The sequence below is a fragment of the Mesorhizobium sp. L103C119B0 genome, assembly GCF_000502235.1.
GTDB lineage: Bacteria > Pseudomonadota > Alphaproteobacteria > Rhizobiales > Rhizobiaceae > Mesorhizobium.
Map to the genome: position 1 here is coordinate 52,603 of NZ_AYXE01000022.1, position 17,099 is coordinate 69,701.

A 17,099-nucleotide genomic window follows, 5' to 3' on the forward strand; every position below is an offset into this window, starting at 1 on the left:
GGTCGAGAGGGGCTAGTGTGACTGTGGAGGACAAGAGATGCCGTCGCTGAGCCTGCGGATAAATCTCGATCCGGACGGGCGCATAGGTCCGGGCAAGATCGAATTGCTGGAGCAGATCGCCACTTTCGGCTCGATCTCGGCTGCGGCACGCGGCATGGAGATGTCCTACAAGCACGCCTGGGATCTGGTGGAAGATATGAACCGTGTGTTCGGCAAGCCACTGGTCGCGGCGCAGACCGGCGGCAAAAAGGGCGGCGGCGCACAGCTGACCTCAGTTGGCCTTGCAGTTGTCAGCCGTTTTCGCGCTATCGAGCGCGCTGCGGCGGCAGCGGCGGCCACGCATATGGACGCCTTGCAGGCGGAGATCGATGCTGGGTGAGGGTTGAAGCTTGCGATCCGTCACACCCCCCTCTGTCCTGCCGGACATCTCCCCCGCAAGGGGGGAGACCAGCTAGCCCGTAGACGGGCGCTAATCTGTTAGGCGATTGGCGAAATCCTCCGTGACGGCCAATCTCCCCACTAGAGGGGGAGATGTCCGGCAGGACAGAGGGGGGCGCGAAGGAACTCGACCTTTGAGCGCGCTATTCCTCGGGCTCTCCTGCTTTACGCAGCAGATAGGTGTCCATGATCCAGCCCTTTCTTTTCCGGGCTTCTTCTCTCGTCCTCTCAATCTCCTCGCCGACATCACCCAGGCGACCGAAAACGATGATCTCGTCCGGTGTGCCGAGATAGGCGCCCCAATGGATGATCAGATCCTTGTCTGCCAGCGTGTTGAAGGCGCATTTGCCGTCGAGCATGACCACGGCGCTGCCGGCATAGTGCGGCATGCCTTGTTCGGCGAGGCGGCGGCCGGTGGTGATCAGCACGGGGTCGCCGATGCGGTTCAGCGCCATCTTGTGGCCGGCGGCGAGCGCCTGGACGGCGGTGATGCCGGGAATGACCTCCAATTCGAATGCGACATTGCCTCTGAGCCGTACGCGCTTGAGAATGCGCAGCGCGCTGTCATAGAGCGAGGGGTCGCCCCAGATCAGGAAGGCGCCGCAGCCGTCCTCGGCAAGTTCGTCGCGGACCAGGCTCTCATAGATCTGGGCGATGGCCTCGTGCCAGTCATCGACGGTCGAGCGATAGGAAGGCGCCGGCTCGGCGCGCACCGGCACGTCGAACTCGACGCGGCGCGATTTCGGATTGCTGACGAAACGGTCGCAGATATGGCGGCGCAATTCGGCAAGGTCGTTCTTCTTCGCCCCCTTGTCGGGGATAAACAGGACGTCCGCCCGGTTTAGGCCTGATATGGCCTGCACGGTCATATGGTCGGGATTGCCGGCGCCGATGCCGATGACGAGAAGCTTGCGCATGACGCGAACTCCTGCCCGATCGAAACCTGTTAGTCCAGACCGCCGATTGGCGTGTCCAGACACTGTGGCGTCCTGCTGGGAGACGGAAGGCTTTGAAACGCCACATTGAAACGGCTAGGGTCGCGGCATTCTTGGCGAGGGGCTTCGATGTTGCAATATGTTCTGTCCGTAGCGCTGGCGCTTTTAGCCGTGCCCGCGCTGGCCAATGATACGACCGCCGAACTCGGCACAGGTGGCCTGATCCTGTCGCGTAGCGACGCGGTGTCGATGCAAAGCGAGGATCTCTATATCTCGCCGGAAAAGATCACGGTCGACTACGTCTTCCACAACAACACCGACAAGGATGTAAATGCCATCGTCGCTTTTCCGCTGCCGGACATCGAAGGCAATCCGGAGGAAATGCCGGCCATCCCGGAAAACCAGAGCGACAATTTCCTTGGCTTCGAGGTGACGATCGACGGAGCGCCGGCAAAGCCGCAGCTCGAGCAGAAAGTGTTCGCTGTCGGCATCGATATCGGCGCCGATCTGAAGGCGCAGAACGTGCCGTTCAATCCGTTCGGCGATGCGGCCAAGGCGGCCCTGGCGAAGCTGCCGAAAACGGTTGCCGAGGATTGGGAAAACCGCGGCATCATCATCGAGGATACGGGCAGCGACGGTACCGAGGCGAACAAGGTCTATACGCCGTGGTGGCAGTTGCGCTCGACCTATTGGTGGCGCTCGACATTTCCGGCCAACAAGGATGTCCATGTCTCGCACCGCTACAAACCGAGCGTCGGCGGCACGTCATCGGTCAGTTTCTTCTATGACGGCAAGTTCTCCGAGGGCAGCCAATATACAAGCTACAAGACCCGGTTCTGCATGGACGACGCGTTCGAGGATGCGGTGCGCAAGGCGGCCAAGGACGATCCGGACGGTTATCCCAAGTTTTACGAGAACCGTATCGCTTATATCCTGACCACCGGCGGCAACTGGGCCAATGGCAGCATCGGCAAGTTCAAGCTAACCGTCGACAAGGGAAATCCGAAAGCGCTGATCTCGTTTTGCGGCGACAATGTCAAGAAGGTCGGGCCGACGACCTTCGAGACGGCGGCGCAGGATCTCTATCCCGAGCACAACATCGACATATTGCTTTTGGAGCCGTCGGATGACGGCGCCGGGGGAGCCAACTGATGGACGTCGCGATCTATGTCGCCATTGCGCAGAACGGCGTCATCGGGCGCGACGGCGGCTTACCGTGGCGGCTGTCCACCGATCTCAAGCGCTTCAAGGCCGATACGATGGGCAAGCCCGTCATCATGGGCCGCAAGACTTATGAAGGCATCGGCCGGCCGCTGCCGGGCCGATTAAACATCGTGGTGACCCGCGACAAGGCTTGGCGCGCCGAGGGCATAGAGGTGGCGCACTCGCTGGAGGCAGCGATCCAGCTGGCCACGGTGCGCGGGCGTTGCATGGCCGGCGTCGACGAAATCTGCATCATCGGCGGCGGCGAGATCTATGCGCAGGCGCTGCCGCTGGCAGACCGGCTGCACGTCACCCATGTGCTGGCGGCGGTCGATGGCGACGCGCATTTTCCCGACATCGATCCGGATTTGTGGCGCCTTGTCAGCGCTCAGGACGTTCCGGCCGGTGAAAAGGACAGCCATGCGACGCGCTATTCGGTTTACGAGCGACGCCGCGGCGTGCATTGAGACGATAAAAGGGTCGCGAACGTCCAAAACGGACATGCTCGGCAGCGGATCGCGTTGAAAGCGCATCGCTGCGTCCCTATAGAAGAACAACTGGATTTTGCGCCGCAACGTCGGCGCTGAGGGAATCCCAAGCGAAAGGACATTCATGCCCTGGAACGACAAGAGCGGCGGCGGCGGCCCATGGGGCGGCGGCGGCAACAATCAGGGACCCTGGGGGCAGGGACCGAAGGGGCCTAGCGGCCCGCCGGGGTCACCTCCCGATCTCGAAGACATCATCCGCCGCGGCCAGGACCGGCTGCGGCGCGCGCTGCCCGGTGGCGGCGGCGCCAGCCCGGCCGTCTTTGCGCTGATCGCAGCGGCTCTGATCGTGCTGTGGGCGTTCAAGGCGGTCTACACCGTGCAGCCCGACGAGGTTGCGGTCGAGCTGCGCTTCGGCAAGCCGAAGGCGGAGCTGTCGCAGCCGGGTCTGCATTTCCATTGGTGGCCGGTCGAAACCGTCGAGACGGCCAACATCGCCGAACAACTCGTCGATATCGGTGGTGGCGGCGCGACGAGCGGCAACTCGTCGGGGCTGATGCTTACCGGCGACCAGAACATCGTCAACGTGCAGTTTTCGGTGGCCTATCAGGTCTCCGATCCCCGGGCCTATCTGTTCGACGTCTCCGATCCCGAAGGCATGCTGCAGCAGGTCGCAGAGAGCGCCATGCGCGAAGCGGTCGGCCGGCGACCGGCCCAGGACATCTTCCGCGACGACCGTCAGGGCATCGCCGCGTCGGTGCGTGAAATCATCCAGACGACGCTGGACGGCTACAAGGCCGGCCTGAATGTCAACGCGGTTTCGATCGAGGACGCGGCGCCGCCGCGTGAAGTGGCCGACGCGTTCGACGAAGTGCAGCGCGCCGAGCAGGACGAAGACAAGTTCGTCGAGCAGGCCAACCAGTATTCCAACCAGAAGCTTGGCCAGGCGCGTGGCGCCGCGGCGCAGATCCGCGAGGACGCGGCAGCCTACAAGAACCGTGTCGTCCAGGAAGCCGAAGGTGAGGCGCAGCGCTTCATCTCGGTCTATGACGAATACGCCAAGGCGCCCGACGTGACGCGCCGGCGGCTTTATCTGGAAACGATGGAGAAGGTGCTGAAGGATTCCAACAAGGTCATCGTCGAACAGGGCAATGGGCAAGGGGTCGTTCCCTATCTGCCGCTGCCGGCACTGCAGCCGAAGGCGCCGCCGCCTGCGACCACGGGAGGAGCCCAGTGATGGCCAATCGTCTTCCCATCATCGCGGTCATCGCGGCCGTGCTTCTGTTCCTGCTCTACTCCTCGGTCTTCGTGGTCAACGCGCGCCAGCAGGCGCTCGTGCTGCGGTTCGGCGAGATCGTCGACGTGAAGAATGAACCCGGCATCTATTTCAAGGCGCCTTTCGCCTTCTTCGACGCCGACAGCGTGCAATTGATCGAAAACAGGGTGCTGCGCTTCGATCTCGATAACATCCGCGTCCAGGTTTCGGGCGGCAAGTTCTATGAGGTCGACGCTTTCATCGCGTACCGCATCTCGGATCCGCGGGTGTTCCGCTCCGCGGTGTCCGGTCAGATCACACTGGCCGAAGCACGACTGAGGACGCGTCTCGATGCGGCGCTGCGCCGTGTCTACGGTCTGCGCGACTTCGAGGCGGCGCTCTCGGAAGAGCGGGCCGTGATGATGCGCGAAGTGCGCGATCAGCTGCGGCCCGACGCCACCTCGCTCGGCCTGCAGATCGAGGATGTGCGCATCCGCCGAACCGATCTGACGGCTGAGGTTTCGCAGCAGACCTTCGACCGCATGAAGGCCGAACGTTTGGCCGAGGCCGAACGGCTGAGAGCGCGCGGCAAGGAGGCCGCGCAGCGCATCACCGCCCGCGCCGACCGCGAAGTGGTGGAAATCGTCGCCGAGGCGCGCAAGGAATCGGAAATCCTGCGTGGTGAAGGTGAAGCCCAGCGCAGTGCGACCTTTGCCGACGCCTACAAACGCGATCCGGCGTTCTTCGACTTCTACCGGTCGATGAATGCCTATGGCACGGCGCTGGACAACTCCGGGACGACGATGGTGCTTTCGCCGAACTCGGAGTTCTTCCGCTTCTTCCGCAATCCGGACGGTACGGACGCGAAGCCGGCGACACCTGCGGCTCCGGCGACGGCACCTGCCGCGCCGGCGACGGCACCTGCCGCGCCGGCTGCACAACCTGCACCCGCCCAGTAGGGCGGTGCAGGATTTCCTTGCGGCCATAGGCCTGGTCCTCGTCGTCGAGGGTCTGGTCTATGGCGGCTTTCCCGGCCTTGCCAAACGTCTTGCCGGCGAAGTGCTGTCGACGCCGGAAATTGCGCTGCGCATCGTCGGGCTAGTGGCGATCGCCATCGGCGTCGGCATCGTCTGGTTGGTGCGTGGCTGAGGACCGCTGATCTGCAATTCCAGGAAAGTGTGAGCGGTTTTCCGTCCGGAATTGCGTAAAAGCAAAGGGATCGAACGGTTCGCCGTTTCCGCGAAACGGCGAACCGTTCTAAGGTGTAACGGAGGATTTATCCTCCTGATGTGGCCATAGCCGCAAACGTGCCGTATTTCTTGCCAACATGACGCGACGCGGCGTTTTGCCGAAGCGCTTTTCTTTTCAGCAATCCGGGAGGCTTTCGATGACATCCAACACCCTTCTGCGCGCGGCGCGGCGGACGTTCATCGCAGGTGCTGCGGCACTTCTGGTCGGCGCGCTTGCCGTTCCAGCTTTCGTGACGCCGACGATGGCCGCGGACGGACCGGCTTCGGTTGCCGACCTCGCCGAAGGCCTGCTCGGTGCGGTGGTCAACATCTCGACCTCGCAGACCGTGAAGGGCACGGAAGGTCCGGGCGCGGTGCCGATGCCGCAGCTGCCCGAGGGTTCGCCGTTCCAGGATTTCTTCGACGACTTCTTCAAGAACCGTGGCGGCGACAAGGATGGCGGCGCGCAAAAGGTACAGTCGCTGGGCTCCGGCTTCGTGGTCGACGCCGAGCAAGGCATTGTCGTCACCAACAACCACGTCATCGCCGATGCAGACGACATCGAGGTGAATTTCTCCGACGGCGTGACGCTGAAGGCGACGCTGGTCGGCACCGACACCAAGACCGACGTGGCGGTGCTCAAGGTCGACCCGAAGGGCCACAAGCTGACGGCGGTGAAATTCGGCGATTCCAACAAGATGCGCGTCGGCGACTGGGTGATGGCGATCGGCAATCCGTTCGGCCTTGGCGGCACGGTGACGGTCGGCATCGTCTCGGCCCGCAACCGCGACATCAATTCCGGCCCCTATGACGACTTCATCCAGACCGACGCCGCCATCAACCGCGGCAATTCCGGCGGGCCGCTGTTCAACAGCCTGGGCGAGGTCATCGGTATCAACACGGCGATAATCTCGCCGTCGGGCGGCTCGATCGGCATCGGCTTCTCCATCCCCTCGCAGCTTGCCTCGGGCGTCGTCGACCAGCTGCGCCAGTTCGGCGAGACCCGTCGCGGCTGGCTCGGCGTGCGCATCCAGCCGGTGACCGACGACATCGCCGAGAGCCTCGGCATGGCCACCGCCAAGGGCGCGCTGGTGGCCGGCGTCATCAAGGGCGGACCGGTCGACAACGGCACAATTCTCGCCGGCGACGTCATCATCAAGTTCGACGGCAAGGACATCCATGAAATGCGCGATCTGCCGCGCGTCGTGGCGGAAAGCCCGGTTGGCAAGGCGGTCGACGTGATCATCGTGCGCAAGGGCGTCGAGCAGACGGTGAAGGTGACGCTCGGCCGGCTTGAGGACGGCGAGAAGGTTGCCGCCGGTGAGGACGGCACTACCGATGAGGACAAGGGCGGCGACAAGGCGCCCGCCGTCTCCACGGCCTCGGTGCTCGGCATGACCGTCGGCGAGCTCAATGACGACACACGGAAAAAATTCGGCATCGCCGCCGATGTCTCCGGCGTCGTCATCACCGACGTCACCAAGGATTCGGCCGCAGCCGAGCGCGGCATCCAGGCCGGCGAGGTAATCACCGAAATCGCCCAGGAATCGGTCGCGACCCCGAAAGACGTCATGGACCGGATCGGCGCGCTGAAGGAGCAGGGCCGCAAGAATGCGCTCTTGATGCTGGCGTCCAAGACAGGCGAGTTGCGCTTCGTGACGATCCGGATGGATTGAGTCCGGTCAGGCCTGCAACGATCTGATTTCGAAATGAAAAGGGCGGCTAGTTAGCCGCCCTTTTTCTTGCCTGCCAGTCCTTGCGCGACAGGGTGTAGAGGACATGCCGCTTGAGGTGCGGGTGGCTGTCAGGGATGGATGGGTGGTCGAAATCGCGAGCCGGGTCAGGGCTCATGCCAAGACGCTCCATGACGGCCGTCGAGCGGCGGTTGGCCGCGACGGCGAAGGAGACGATCTCGTCCCGGTCAAGCGTCTCGAAGCCAAAGGCGAGCCAGGCTTCGGAGGCCTCCGTGACATAGCCCTTTCGCCAGAATTCCGGCGCCAACCGCCAGCCGATCTCGATCGTATCGGAGGGCAGGGACGGCACGTGATCGGTCTTTAAGAGGCCGACGAAGCCGATGCATTCCCCAGTCGCGGCGATCTCGGCGGCGGCAAAACCAAAGCCGTCCTCGGCGATCCAGCCCCGAAACTCGTCCATCTTGGCATCCGTCTCGGCGCGGTCGCGGCGGAACGGAAAGAATTCCATCACCCGCTCGTCCGAATTGATGCGGTGGAAGAGTTCGCGATCGCGGTCTTCCCAGTTGCGCAGGATGAGGCGCTCGGTGCGCATCGGTTTCATTGGGCGAACTCTTCCTGGCGGTAGCCCTGGAGATAAAGCAGCGCGGTGAGATCGCCATGGTCGATGCGGACCTTGGCTTCGGCAGCAACGGCCGGCTTGGCGTGGAGCGCGACACCGGTGCCGGCCAGGCGGATCATGTCGAGGTCGTTGGCGCCGTCGCCGACCGCAATCGCATCGAATGGCGTCAGGCCGAGGCGGGCCGAGATCTCGTTCAGCGCATCGGCCTTGGCGGCACGGCCGAGGATCGGCTCGGCGACAAGGCCGGCAAAGCGCCCGTTCTCCTCGATCAGGCGGTTGGCACGGTTTTCCTGGAAGCCGAGCATGGCGGCGACACGGCTGGTGAAGACGTCGAAGCCGCCCGAGACAAGCGCCGTCCAGGCGCCATTGGCGCGCATCGTCTGCACCAGAGCGCGGCCGCCCGACGCCAGCGTCAGGCGGTTCGCGATGATGCGGTCGACGACGGCCGTATCGAGGCCTTTCAGCAGCGCCACGCGTTCACGCAGCGCCGGCTCGAAAGCGATCTCGCCGTTCATCGAGCGTGCGGTGATGGCGGCGACGCGGTCCTTGACGCCGATCTCGTCGGCGAGTTCGTCGATGCATTCCTGGTCGATCATGGTTGAATCCATATCGGCAAGCAGGATTGTCTTGCGGCGGCTTTCGGCCTGCTGAACGATCACGTCGACCGGCTCGGAGCCAAGTGCCAAGCGCAAGGCGGCACTTGCCTCAGCGGCTTCCGCACCCTCGGGCAGCACCAGGTCGCAGGCGACGCCTTCGCCCAGCCAGCGAACAGCGCTTGCGCCGACCGACCGTGAGGCCATATTCGCAAGCGAGGCCGACATCGCGCGGCGGACGGGGTGGGACACAAGCGTGGCAATGAGCGGCATCGAGGCTTCCAAGCAGCTGGGCGAGGGCGGGCAGGCGGGCGAGGGCCGCGTGAAGAACGCGATCCTGATAGCCGGGCCGACCGCCAGCGGCAAGTCGGCGCTGGCGCTCGACCTCGCCGAGCGCAAGGGCGGCGTCATCGTCAACACCGATTCCATGCAGGGCTATTCGGTGCTCGATGTGCTGACGGCGCGGCCAAATGCCGCCGACCTCGCCCGCGCGCCGCACTATCTCTATGGCCACGTGCATCCCTCCACCGCCTATTCCACCGGCGCCTGGCTGCGGGACGTGATGAAGCTGATCGATGACGGCACGCTCGCCCGACAGCCCGATGACGCCGGCTTTGAACGTCCGGTGATTTTCGTCGGCGGCACCGGGCTCTATTTTCGCGCACTTGCCGAGGGCATTTCGGAAATGCCCGACATTCCGCAGCAGGTACGCGACCGCTGGCGCTACGAGTTAAAGGAGCAAGGCGCAGCCAAGCTGCACCGCATCCTGATGCATGAGGATTCGGCGGTCGCCATGCAGCTGAAGCCGACCGACGGCCAGCGCATCGTGCGGGCGCTGGAGGTGCTCGACGCATCCGGCCGCTCCATCCTCGAATGGCAGGCAGCGCGCGGCCGGCCGCTGATCGACCGCGACAGCGCCCGGTTCTTCGTTATCGAGCCGGACCGCGCCGCCCTTGTCGAGCGGATCGAAACAAGGTTCGACCGCATGCTCGATCTCGGCGCGCTCGATGAGGTCAAACGGCTTGCGGCGCTTGGCCTCGATCCCGAGCTGCCGGCGATGAAGGCGATCGGCGTTCGCGAACTTTCGGCTGCCATGGCGGGTGACACCAGCTTTCCCCAGGCCATCGAGCGCTGCAAGGCAGCGACGCGGCAATATGCCAAACGGCAAACGACGTGGTTTCGCCATCAGCTGGGACCCGAATGGCTGAGATTGCAGCCCGGCGACGGCCTGCAAACCGTGATTTGATTTTCGTGCTGCCAATACAATTAAAGAAACAGAAGTAGGAATGAATATTCCCGCTCCGGTTGTCTGGATTAACCGTCCGTAAGGCGCCAGCATGCCACAGATCCGGCGGATACTTTTCCAACGGGGAGCAGATGCGTTTCCACAAGGCGGAATCCGCATTTTTCGTCTTTATTTTCGTGATCCTGGCCGCAGGCCTGGTGACGCTTTATGCCTATGGTCAATTGCAGTTCATCGCGGTCGGTCACGATACGACTTCCCGGGTCGAGAGGATCGCCTATCTCAACACGCTGCTGTTTGTCACCGGGGTGCTGCTGGCGACAGCGCTGTTCTTCGGCGTGTTCTTCATCTACCCGCTGATCCGTAGGCAGGCCACGGAAGAGGGCAAGCTGCGCGCCATGACGGTTTCGCTCAGCGCCCGCTCGGAAACGCTGCAGCATGCGGCATTGACCGACGGCCTTACCGGCATGCAGAACCGGCGCTACTTCGATGATGCGCTGAAGGAATATCTCGAGGAATTCCGCCGCATCGAAAAGCCCGTCGGGCTCATGATCCTCGACCTCGATCATTTCAAGCAGGTCAACGACACGCATGGCCACGATGTCGGCGACGAGGTGCTGAGGGCAGTCGCCAATTGCCTCAAAGGCATGACGCGCTACCACGATGTGGTGGCGCGGCTTGGGGGCGAGGAGTTCGCCGTCGTTACGCCCAACATGGATGCGGAGCTGTTGGGCAAGTTCGCCGAACGCATCCGCAAGGCGATTGCCAACATGTCGGTGCTGTCGGGCAATGTCCGCCTCAAGATCACCACCAGCGTCGGACTCGCCGTCTGGGATCGGAAGGAAACCGCCGAGGAATTCTACCGCCGCGCCGACCGCCAGCTCTACGAGGCGAAGAGGCAAGGCCGCAACCGCGTCTGCGCCTAAAATCCCGAAGAAGAATTCATGAGGCCGGTTGCCTGACGTGGCTTTCTCGACTTCCGGTGCTCACGGACTAAATGTCCGCTCCGCTCCGGCTTCTCGAAAGCCACGCCATTCAATCCGGCCTGATGAATTCCCTTTCGGGATTTGCCCAAGCGGGCCAACGAAGCCGAGCCCTGGCGCTCCGGCGGCTTCTCAATTGGCCGGCAAAAAAGTCGCTACGCTGAAGGTCAATCGTTCTGCGGGCGCATGCCGAAGGTTGTGGGCTTGAGGCCATAGCGCAGGTCGAAATCGTCGTCGGGCTGGATGCGCTGGGCGGTGGCCGGCTTGCGGTAATCGGGATCGCCGGCCTGGCGGCCGGAGTCCACGACCTCGGCGAAGGCCATCTGCTGCTGTGGCTTCGGGACGTTGCGCAGCCGCTCGACGATGGCGGCGAGATCGACGTCGTTGCCGTCCTGCGAGAACTCGTCCTGCTCTCGCTTGGCGGTGCCGGGGATCAGGTTCTCCGCCAGTTTCTCGAACTTCAGCCGCATGGTCGTCGCCACGCCTTCACCGAAGGCGATGGCTTCGCGCTGGCCCATGGAGGACAGGAAGGCCAGCGTCGAGGCGGAGGAATCGGCGATCGCCGAGCGGATGATCGCCTGGTCCTGCTCATTGGCCAGCCGCATGGCGAAGAAGGTCGAGCATTGCGACAGGATGGTCGGATCGAGTTCACCCGGGCGCTGGGTGACGACGCCGAGATAGCAGCCATATTTGCGGCCTTCCTTGGCGATGCGCGACAGTGCATGCCTTGTCGGCGCGAAGCCGAGGCGAGGATCGGCCGGCATATAGCGGTGCGCTTCCTCGCACAGCAGCAACAGCTTCAGCCGGCCCTCGCTCCACAGCGCAAGGTCGAAGGCCAGGCGCGCCAGCACCGAACAGACGGAGTTGACCACTTCGGACGGCATGCCGGCCATCTCGAAGCAGGTCACCGGGCGGCCATGATGCGGCACACGGAAAATATTGCCGATCGTCTCGTGGATCGTGTCCTCGATCAGCCGTGAATTGAACATGAAGCGATAGCGCGGGTCTGACGCGGCGGACTCGATGCGCGTCTTCAGCGATTTCAGCGTCGGGCGGTCGTTCTTGCTTTCCAGGAGGCCCATGCGCTCGTCGATCTGCTTGATGAGATCGACCATGCGGTAGGGCACCGGCGTGTCGGCGGTCAGCGCATCGCTGCCGCGGCGCACGTAAGAGCCTGAATTGGGATTGCGATAGAGGTTCTTGGCGGCGGGGATCAGGTCGCGCAGGACATCGACTTCTTCCGGCACGACCTCTCGGCCGCGAAACAGCACTTCGGCGAATTCTTCAAGCCTGAACATCCAGAACGGCAGGTCAAGCGTCTTGGAATCGACCCGGACGCAGAACTCAGGCAGCGACGCCGCGAATTCATTGTGCGGATCGAGGATGAGGATTCGCAGATCGGGCCGGGCCGCGATCGATTTGCGCAGCAGCAGCGAGATGGCGGTGGATTTGCCGACGCCGGTTGTGCCGACAACGGCAAAATGGCGCGCCAGCGTGTCCTCGATAGCGATGTTGGCGTCGATCGACTCATCCTGCGACAGCGTGCCGATGGTGATCGAATGACGCCCGGCGAGATCGTAGACCGCCTGCAGATCACGGGTACGGATGCGGTGCGCTATGGCGCCGATATGCGGATAGGTGGTGATGCCGCGGTCGAACACCGGTTTGGCCCCCGGTTCGGCGCCGTCGCGCACTTCGCCGATCAGCTCGACGCTGACCTCGATGGGATTTTGTCCCTCATTGCTCCAGGCGCGATCCGATTTGCCGATTTCGTAGACCAGACCAACGGTGCGCGATGTCCCGAGATTGATGGAGATCATCTTGCCGACGGTCCACAGGCCGGTGACCGCTCCTTCGATGTCGTCGGCATAGGCGCTGATGGTGGCGCGCGCACCGTCGCACTGCACGACGTTGCCGAGAATGCGCTTGTCGCTCTGCTCTGCCCGGCGGCGCTCCTGCGAGGTCGGTTCGCCGACGGAGGCTTCGCGCTCGACAAACATACGATCCGATCCCCATTCCCGTGGAGCCTCGATCCTACACAGACGGGGTTAAGGTGGCGTGATGCGGGATGGTGTAGCAGGGGTTAACCCGTCAGCGAAAATTCAATCGGCCGGCCTCTTCCCCCAATCCGAAGATTCGATATATTGGACGAATGACTGATATAGCGAATGACATGTCGGCCACGATAGGCAGACGAATCCACGCCGAAAGAGCCTTGCGGGACTGGTCGTTGGCCGACCTGGCGAACCGCTCCGGCGTCTCCAAAGCCATGCTCAGCACTATCGAGCGCGGCATGACCAGTCCGACGGCGGCGCTGCTGGTGCGCATCGCCGCTGCTTTCGGCATGACGCTGTCGACGCTGATTGCGCGCGCCGAGCAGCAAGGTGGCGGCCTGCTGCGCGAGAGTGAGCAGCCGGTTTGGCGCGACCCCGGTACGGGCTATGTCCGTCGGCATCTGTCGCCGGTTTCCGAAACGCCGCTCGAATTGATCCGGGTGCAGTTGCCGGCGGGCGCCAGTGTGAGCTTCCCGGCGGCGTCCTATGCCTTCATCAAGCAGCAGATGTGGCTGATCTCCGGGCGGCTCGAATTCACCGAGGGTGATATGGTGCATAGTCTCGAGCCCGGCGACTGCCTGGCGCTCGGCGCGCCGTCGGACTGCACGTTCCATGCCGTCGGACCGCAGCCGGCCGACTATCTGGTTGCGCTGGTCAGGGGCTGAAATCGTGGCAAGACGTCCCAAGCGCTCCGACAATGGCGGACCGCCGCTCGATGATTACAAGGGTCCGCCATGGGGCAGGGGCGATCCCTACATCTTCCTGGCCTGGCAGGCAGCGCATGCCAAGGCGTGGAAGGCGTCAAGCCGTGACGTGATGCTGATGCGCATGGAAAAGGCCGAGCGGCTTGGCCTGACCTATGAGGAATACACGCTCGAAATCCTCGAACGCGGGCTGCATCTGCAGCCGAAAGACACCGATCGCATCGCCGCGATCAAGGCGAGACGAAAGCGGCGCCGCGTCGCGCGTCTGGATTAGCAAGGGAAAGTGCAGGTGAGTCCCATCGAAATCAGGTCGCTGACTGCGGAAACACGCGACATGCTGGCCGACCTCCTGATCGAGACGGTCGCGGCCGGCGGCTCCGTCAGCTTCATGCATCCCTTATCCAGGCAAGCGGCGGAAACCTTCTGGAGCAACTCGTTGATGGCAGCGGAGAGAGGTGAAAGAGCGGTGCTGGGTGCTTGGTATGGCGACGCGTTGATCGGCACCGTCACCTTGCTGCTCGACTTTCCGGTCAATCAGCCGCACCGGGCCGAGATCGCCAAGCTCATGACCCGCGTCGAACACCGCGGCAAGGGCATAGCGAGCCGGCTGATGCGGGCGGCCGAAACGCTCGCCGTCGAGAAAGGCCGCACGCTTCTGGTGCTGGACACCGCAACCGAGGAGGGCGCTTCCGGCCTTTACGAAAAACTCGGCTTCACGCTCACTGGCGAAATACCGGACTTTGCCCTGAAACCGCATGGCGGGCTGACCGGCACGCTCATCTACTGGAAGCGCATCGGCGGCGCTGCCTAAGCCTTGTGGTGAACCTCTTGCAGCGCGTAGACCGGCGTCGCGATGCCTTCCATGCGCGCCTTCAGCTGCAGCGCCAGGAACTGGGAGTAATGGCGCGACTGGTGCAAATTGCCGCCATGGAACCACAGCGCCTCCTGCTGCGTCGGCTTCCACATGTTGCGCAGCTCGCCTTCCCAGGGGCCTGGGTCCTTCGTGGTGTTGGAGCCGAGGCCCCAGCATTTCCCGACCTTGTCGGCGACCTCCCGTGAGATCAAATCGGCCGCCCAGCCATTCATCGAACCGTAGCCGGTGGCGTAGACGATGAGATCGGCCGGCAGTTCCGATCCATCGCTGAGCTGGACCGAATGCTCCTTGATCTCCTTCACGTCGACACCGCTTTTCAGCTTGATCGACCCGTCGATGATCAGGTCGGAGGCGCCGACATCGATGTAATAGCCCGAGCCGCGTCGCAGATATTTCATGAAAAGGCCGGAGCCGTCGTCGCCCCAGTCGAGCATGAAGCCGGCCTTCTCCAGGCCTTTGTAGAAGTTGGCGTCGCGCTTCTTCATCTCGGCATAGGCCGGAATCTGGAATTCGTGCAGGATCTTGTAGGGCAGGGAGGCGAAGACGAGGTCGGCCTTGGCTGTGGTCATGCCGCTCGCAACCGCCTTTTCCGAATAGAGCGAGCCCAGGCCGATCTCCATCAGCGTGTCCGACTTGACGATGTGCGTGGTCGAGCGCTGCACCATGGTGACGTCGGCGCCGGCCTCCCAAAGGGCTGCTGCAATGTCGTGGGCGGAGTTGTTCGAGCCGATGACGACAGCTTGTCTGCCGACATAGGCATCGGGTCCCGGATGCTTCGAGGAGTGATGCTGGTCGCCCTTGAATGTGTCCATGCCCTTGAAGTTCGGCATGTTGGCCTTGCCGGATTGCCCCGTGGCCAGCACCAATTGTTTCGGCTTCAGCGTGATGTCCTTGCCGTCGCGGCGCACCACCACCGTCCATTCCTTCTTGCTGTCGTCATAGACAGCGCTCATGGCCTCGGTCGACGACCAGTAGTTCAGCTCCATTACCTTGGCGTACATTTCCAGCCAGTCGCCGATCTTGTCCTTGGGCGCGAAGACCGGCCAGTTCCTGGGAAAGTCGATATAGGGCAGATGGTCGTACCAGACCGGATCGTGCAGGCAGAGCGATTTGTAGCGCTTGCGCCAGCTGTCGCCGGCCCGTTCGTTCTTCTCGACGATGATGGTCGGCACGCCGAGCTGCCGCAGCCGCGCGCCGAGCGCGATGCCGCCCTGGCCGCCGCCAATGATGAGCGTATAGGGCTGCGTCTTGAACCCGAGCTCGGCGGCCTCCTTCTCGCGCTCCTCCTTCCAGGTCGGGCGGTTCTTGCCATGGCCGTGCTTAGCGCCGAGCGGGCGGTCGAAACCGGCCGGCTCCTCATGGCCCTTCAGCTCGACCATGGTGGTGAGCAACGTCCAGATCTTGCCGTCCTTCAGCCGGATGTGGCCGAAGCCGCGCGCCACAGACGTTTCGAAACTGATCCAGCCGTCGAGCAGGCCATCGTTTTCAGTGGCGTCCTCGCCCTTGGCGATCGCCCAGTTCGATGGGTTGGTTTTGGCCAGCTGGCTCACCAGCATGTCGCGCACCTGGTCACGGCCTTCCATGGTCTTGATGTTCCAGGTGAAGCTGACGAGATCGCGCCAAAAACAATCCTCCTGAAAGCAGGCGACCGCCTTGTCGATGTCACCGGCGGCGAGTGCCGCGCCGAAGCGATCGAGCAGGTCGGAAAGCTTCTTGTTGGGGGCCTTGTCGAGCATTGAATTTCCTCCGCGATTTTTCTTGGCCGCCTGTAGCGAGCGGAACCCTGCCGAAGCTTGACGTCCGGCCTGGCGCAGTATCGCGACAAATTATGCGCCGCGTCACGTCGTCCAATAGTTTGCCGCGTATTCAGGGGCTTATCGGGAAATCGGGACGCCGAAGACCGTTGCGAACCAGCGGCGGACCGCTTCTTCGGCCGGGCTCAGATGCGCGCCCGAAGGTGCGGTCAGATAGTGGCCGGCACCGCTCGACAGCGTAAAGCCGGACAGGGTGACGAGAGATCCTTCGCGCAGTGCCGCGTCGGCCAACGGTCGCGATCCCAGCACCATGCCGGCGCCGTGCTTCGCCGCCTCCAACGCGGTAACGAAACTGTCGAATTTGTGCGTCGGCCCCAGCGCCGGCTTCATCCGGGCGACGGCGAACCACTCGCCCCACATTTCCCGCGCGCCGACCACTGTAAGTCTCGGCAATCCTGTCCAATCCTTGGCCTTGGCGAGATGCGGCGACGCCATCGGCGTCAAGGTTTCGCGGGTCAGGCGGTCGGCCTGCCGTCCGGCAAAAGAGCCGGAGCCAATGCCGAATCGGATGTCGAGACCCACAAAGCGCTCGCCATAATCGGCCGGTGTGTGGATGGTCTCGATCTGCAGCTGGACGAAGGGCAGGTCCTTGGCCATTTGCGGCAGCTTCGGCGCGATCATCAGCACGGCAAACGAGATCGGCGAGCGTATCGTCACGCTCTGGACGGTCTTGGGTTCAAACAGCTCGCGCGTGCTGTTGGCGATCACGGCGAAGGCCGATTGCAGATGCGGCAGGTAGGCGGCACCCGCCGGCGTCAATTCGACGCCGCGCGCCAGGCGGATGAACAGCGGCTGCTTCAACCGCTCTTCGAGAGAACGGATGTGCTGGCTGACCGCAGCCTGGGTCAGGCCAAGCTCGGCCGCGGCGGCGGTGAAATTCGACAGCCGCGCGGCGGCCTCGAAACTCCGCAGCCAGTCAAGCGGGGGCAAGGGCAGGGTTGTTTCAGTCATAAACCGTTTAGGGCCTTTGGCTGCA

At 63.4% G+C, this 17,099-nt stretch carries 18 protein-coding genes; 12 read left to right on the forward strand and 6 right to left on the reverse strand.

Annotation, left to right across the window (positions count from 1 at the left end; translation table 11 throughout):
• The first annotated feature begins 37 nt into the window (after positions 1-37).
• Positions 38-379: a winged helix-turn-helix domain-containing protein gene (locus X728_RS140050; protein WP_023667411.1), complete on the forward strand. Its 342-nt coding sequence runs from the start codon at positions 38-40 to the stop codon at positions 377-379.
• Positions 380-581: 202 nt separating this feature from the next.
• Here the strand turns inward: X728_RS140050 and cobF are convergent, their stop codons facing one another.
• Positions 582-1,355, reverse strand: a complete 774-nt coding sequence (cobF, locus tag X728_RS140045) for a precorrin-6A synthase (deacetylating) (RefSeq protein WP_023725335.1) — start codon at positions 1,353-1,355, stop codon at positions 582-584.
• A gap of 147 nt (positions 1,356-1,502) precedes the next feature.
• Between cobF and X728_RS140040 the strand changes: the two genes are divergently transcribed.
• The 6 genes from X728_RS140040 to X728_RS140015 all read left to right on the forward strand — a co-directional run bounded on the left by X728_RS140040 (position 1,503) and on the right by X728_RS140015 (position 7,221).
• Complete coding sequence (locus X728_RS140040; RefSeq protein WP_023832886.1) at positions 1,503-2,525, forward strand: DUF4424 domain-containing protein; 1,023 nt, start codon at positions 1,503-1,505, stop codon at positions 2,523-2,525.
• A complete protein-coding gene (locus X728_RS140035; protein ID WP_023667408.1) occupies positions 2,525-3,043 on the forward strand; it encodes a dihydrofolate reductase in 519 nt (172 codons plus the stop codon). The genes X728_RS140040 and X728_RS140035 overlap by 1 nt, the downstream gene beginning before the upstream one ends.
• A 145-nt stretch (positions 3,044-3,188) precedes the next feature.
• On the forward strand, positions 3,189-4,298 hold the full coding sequence (gene hflK, locus X728_RS140030) for an FtsH protease activity modulator HflK (protein WP_023682090.1): 1,110 nt from the start codon (positions 3,189-3,191) through the stop codon (positions 4,296-4,298).
• The gene (locus X728_RS140025) at positions 4,298-5,275 is read left to right on the forward strand and encodes a protease modulator HflC (protein ID WP_023668332.1); all 978 of its coding nucleotides are present in this window, start codon (positions 4,298-4,300) and stop codon (positions 5,273-5,275) included. The genes hflK and X728_RS140025 overlap by 1 nt, the downstream gene beginning before the upstream one ends.
• A gap of 4 nt (positions 5,276-5,279) precedes the next feature.
• Entirely contained in the window at positions 5,280-5,465 is a 186-nt protein-coding gene (locus X728_RS140020; RefSeq protein WP_023668333.1) for a DUF2065 family protein, read from the forward strand.
• Positions 5,466-5,703: 238 nt separating this feature from the next.
• Entirely contained in the window at positions 5,704-7,221 is a 1,518-nt protein-coding gene (locus X728_RS140015) for a DegQ family serine endoprotease (RefSeq protein ID WP_023668334.1), read from the forward strand.
• A gap of 46 nt (positions 7,222-7,267) precedes the next feature.
• On the opposite strand, the gene X728_RS140010 is transcribed toward X728_RS140015, so the two are convergent.
• Positions 7,268-7,840: a GNAT family N-acetyltransferase gene (locus X728_RS140010; RefSeq protein ID WP_023703010.1), complete on the reverse strand. Its 573-nt coding sequence runs from the start codon at positions 7,838-7,840 to the stop codon at positions 7,268-7,270.
• On the reverse strand, positions 7,837-8,724 hold the full coding sequence (gene serB, locus X728_RS140005) for a phosphoserine phosphatase SerB (RefSeq protein WP_031196004.1): 888 nt from the start codon (positions 8,722-8,724) through the stop codon (positions 7,837-7,839). Before serB ends, X728_RS140010 begins: the two co-directional genes overlap by 4 nt.
• Between serB and miaA the strand changes: the two genes are divergently transcribed.
• Together miaA and X728_RS139995 are read left to right on the forward strand one after the other, a co-directional pair.
• Entirely contained in the window at positions 8,714-9,697 is a 984-nt protein-coding gene (gene miaA / locus X728_RS140000) for a tRNA (adenosine(37)-N6)-dimethylallyltransferase MiaA (protein WP_023832889.1), read from the forward strand. The genes serB and miaA overlap by 11 nt on opposite strands.
• Before the next feature lie 131 nt (positions 9,698-9,828).
• Positions 9,829-10,620 (forward strand): GGDEF domain-containing protein, encoded by a 792-nt coding sequence (locus X728_RS139995; protein WP_023668337.1) that lies wholly within the window; start codon positions 9,829-9,831, stop codon positions 10,618-10,620.
• Positions 10,621-10,844: 224 nt separating this feature from the next.
• Here the strand turns inward: X728_RS139995 and X728_RS139990 are convergent, their stop codons facing one another.
• Entirely contained in the window at positions 10,845-12,677 is a 1,833-nt protein-coding gene (locus X728_RS139990) for an ATP-binding protein (RefSeq protein WP_023832890.1), read from the reverse strand.
• Between the two features lie 152 nt (positions 12,678-12,829).
• Between X728_RS139990 and X728_RS139985 the strand changes: the two genes are divergently transcribed.
• From X728_RS139985 to X728_RS139975, 3 genes are read left to right on the forward strand one after another with little or no spacing between them, the layout of a single operon-like run.
• Positions 12,830-13,396 (forward strand): XRE family transcriptional regulator, encoded by a 567-nt coding sequence (locus X728_RS139985; protein ID WP_031195996.1) that lies wholly within the window; start codon positions 12,830-12,832, stop codon positions 13,394-13,396.
• Between the two features lie 4 nt (positions 13,397-13,400).
• Positions 13,401-13,709: a hypothetical protein gene (locus X728_RS139980; protein ID WP_023832892.1), complete on the forward strand. Its 309-nt coding sequence runs from the start codon at positions 13,401-13,403 to the stop codon at positions 13,707-13,709.
• A gap of 15 nt (positions 13,710-13,724) precedes the next feature.
• The gene (locus X728_RS139975; protein ID WP_023668341.1) at positions 13,725-14,246 is read left to right on the forward strand and encodes a GNAT family N-acetyltransferase; all 522 of its coding nucleotides are present in this window, start codon (positions 13,725-13,727) and stop codon (positions 14,244-14,246) included.
• Here the strand turns inward: X728_RS139975 and X728_RS139970 are convergent.
• Positions 14,243-16,045 carry an NAD(P)/FAD-dependent oxidoreductase gene (locus tag X728_RS139970; protein ID WP_023832893.1) on the reverse strand — a complete coding sequence of 601 codons (1,803 nt, stop codon included), beginning with the start codon at positions 16,043-16,045 and terminating at the stop codon, positions 14,243-14,245. The two genes, X728_RS139975 and X728_RS139970, sit on opposite strands and share 4 nt — an antisense overlap.
• Before the next feature lie 138 nt (positions 16,046-16,183).
• Positions 16,184-17,074: a LysR family transcriptional regulator gene (locus X728_RS139965; protein WP_023832894.1), complete on the reverse strand. Its 891-nt coding sequence runs from the start codon at positions 17,072-17,074 to the stop codon at positions 16,184-16,186.
• Positions 17,075-17,099 lie beyond the last annotated feature (25 nt).

Coding starts and splice junctions, on each gene's coding strand:
- X728_RS140050 (WP_023667411.1), top strand. CDS start 38: ATGCCGTCGCTGAGCCTGCGGATAAATCTCGATCCGGACGGGCGCATA.
- cobF (WP_023725335.1), bottom strand. CDS start 1,355: ATGCGCAAGCTTCTCGTCATCGGCATCGGCGCCGGCAATCCCGACCAT.
- X728_RS140040 (WP_023832886.1), top strand. CDS start 1,503: ATGTTGCAATATGTTCTGTCCGTAGCGCTGGCGCTTTTAGCCGTGCCC.
- X728_RS140035 (WP_023667408.1), top strand. CDS start 2,525: ATGGACGTCGCGATCTATGTCGCCATTGCGCAGAACGGCGTCATCGGG.
- hflK (WP_023682090.1), top strand. CDS start 3,189: ATGCCCTGGAACGACAAGAGCGGCGGCGGCGGCCCATGGGGCGGCGGC.
- X728_RS140025 (WP_023668332.1), top strand. CDS start 4,298: ATGGCCAATCGTCTTCCCATCATCGCGGTCATCGCGGCCGTGCTTCTG.
- X728_RS140015 (WP_023668334.1), top strand. CDS start 5,704: ATGACATCCAACACCCTTCTGCGCGCGGCGCGGCGGACGTTCATCGCA.
- X728_RS140010 (WP_023703010.1), bottom strand. CDS start 7,840: ATGAAACCGATGCGCACCGAGCGCCTCATCCTGCGCAACTGGGAAGAC.
- miaA (WP_023832889.1), top strand. CDS start 8,714: ATGAGCGGCATCGAGGCTTCCAAGCAGCTGGGCGAGGGCGGGCAGGCG.
- serB (WP_031196004.1), bottom strand. CDS start 8,724: ATGCCGCTCATTGCCACGCTTGTGTCCCACCCCGTCCGCCGCGCGATG.
- X728_RS139995 (WP_023668337.1), top strand. CDS start 9,829: ATGCGTTTCCACAAGGCGGAATCCGCATTTTTCGTCTTTATTTTCGTG.
- X728_RS139990 (WP_023832890.1), bottom strand. CDS start 12,677: ATGTTTGTCGAGCGCGAAGCCTCCGTCGGCGAACCGACCTCGCAGGAG.
- X728_RS139985 (WP_031195996.1), top strand. CDS start 12,830: ATGACTGATATAGCGAATGACATGTCGGCCACGATAGGCAGACGAATC.
- X728_RS139970 (WP_023832893.1), bottom strand. CDS start 16,045: ATGCTCGACAAGGCCCCCAACAAGAAGCTTTCCGACCTGCTCGATCGC.
- X728_RS139965 (WP_023832894.1), bottom strand. CDS start 17,074: ATGACTGAAACAACCCTGCCCTTGCCCCCGCTTGACTGGCTGCGGAGT.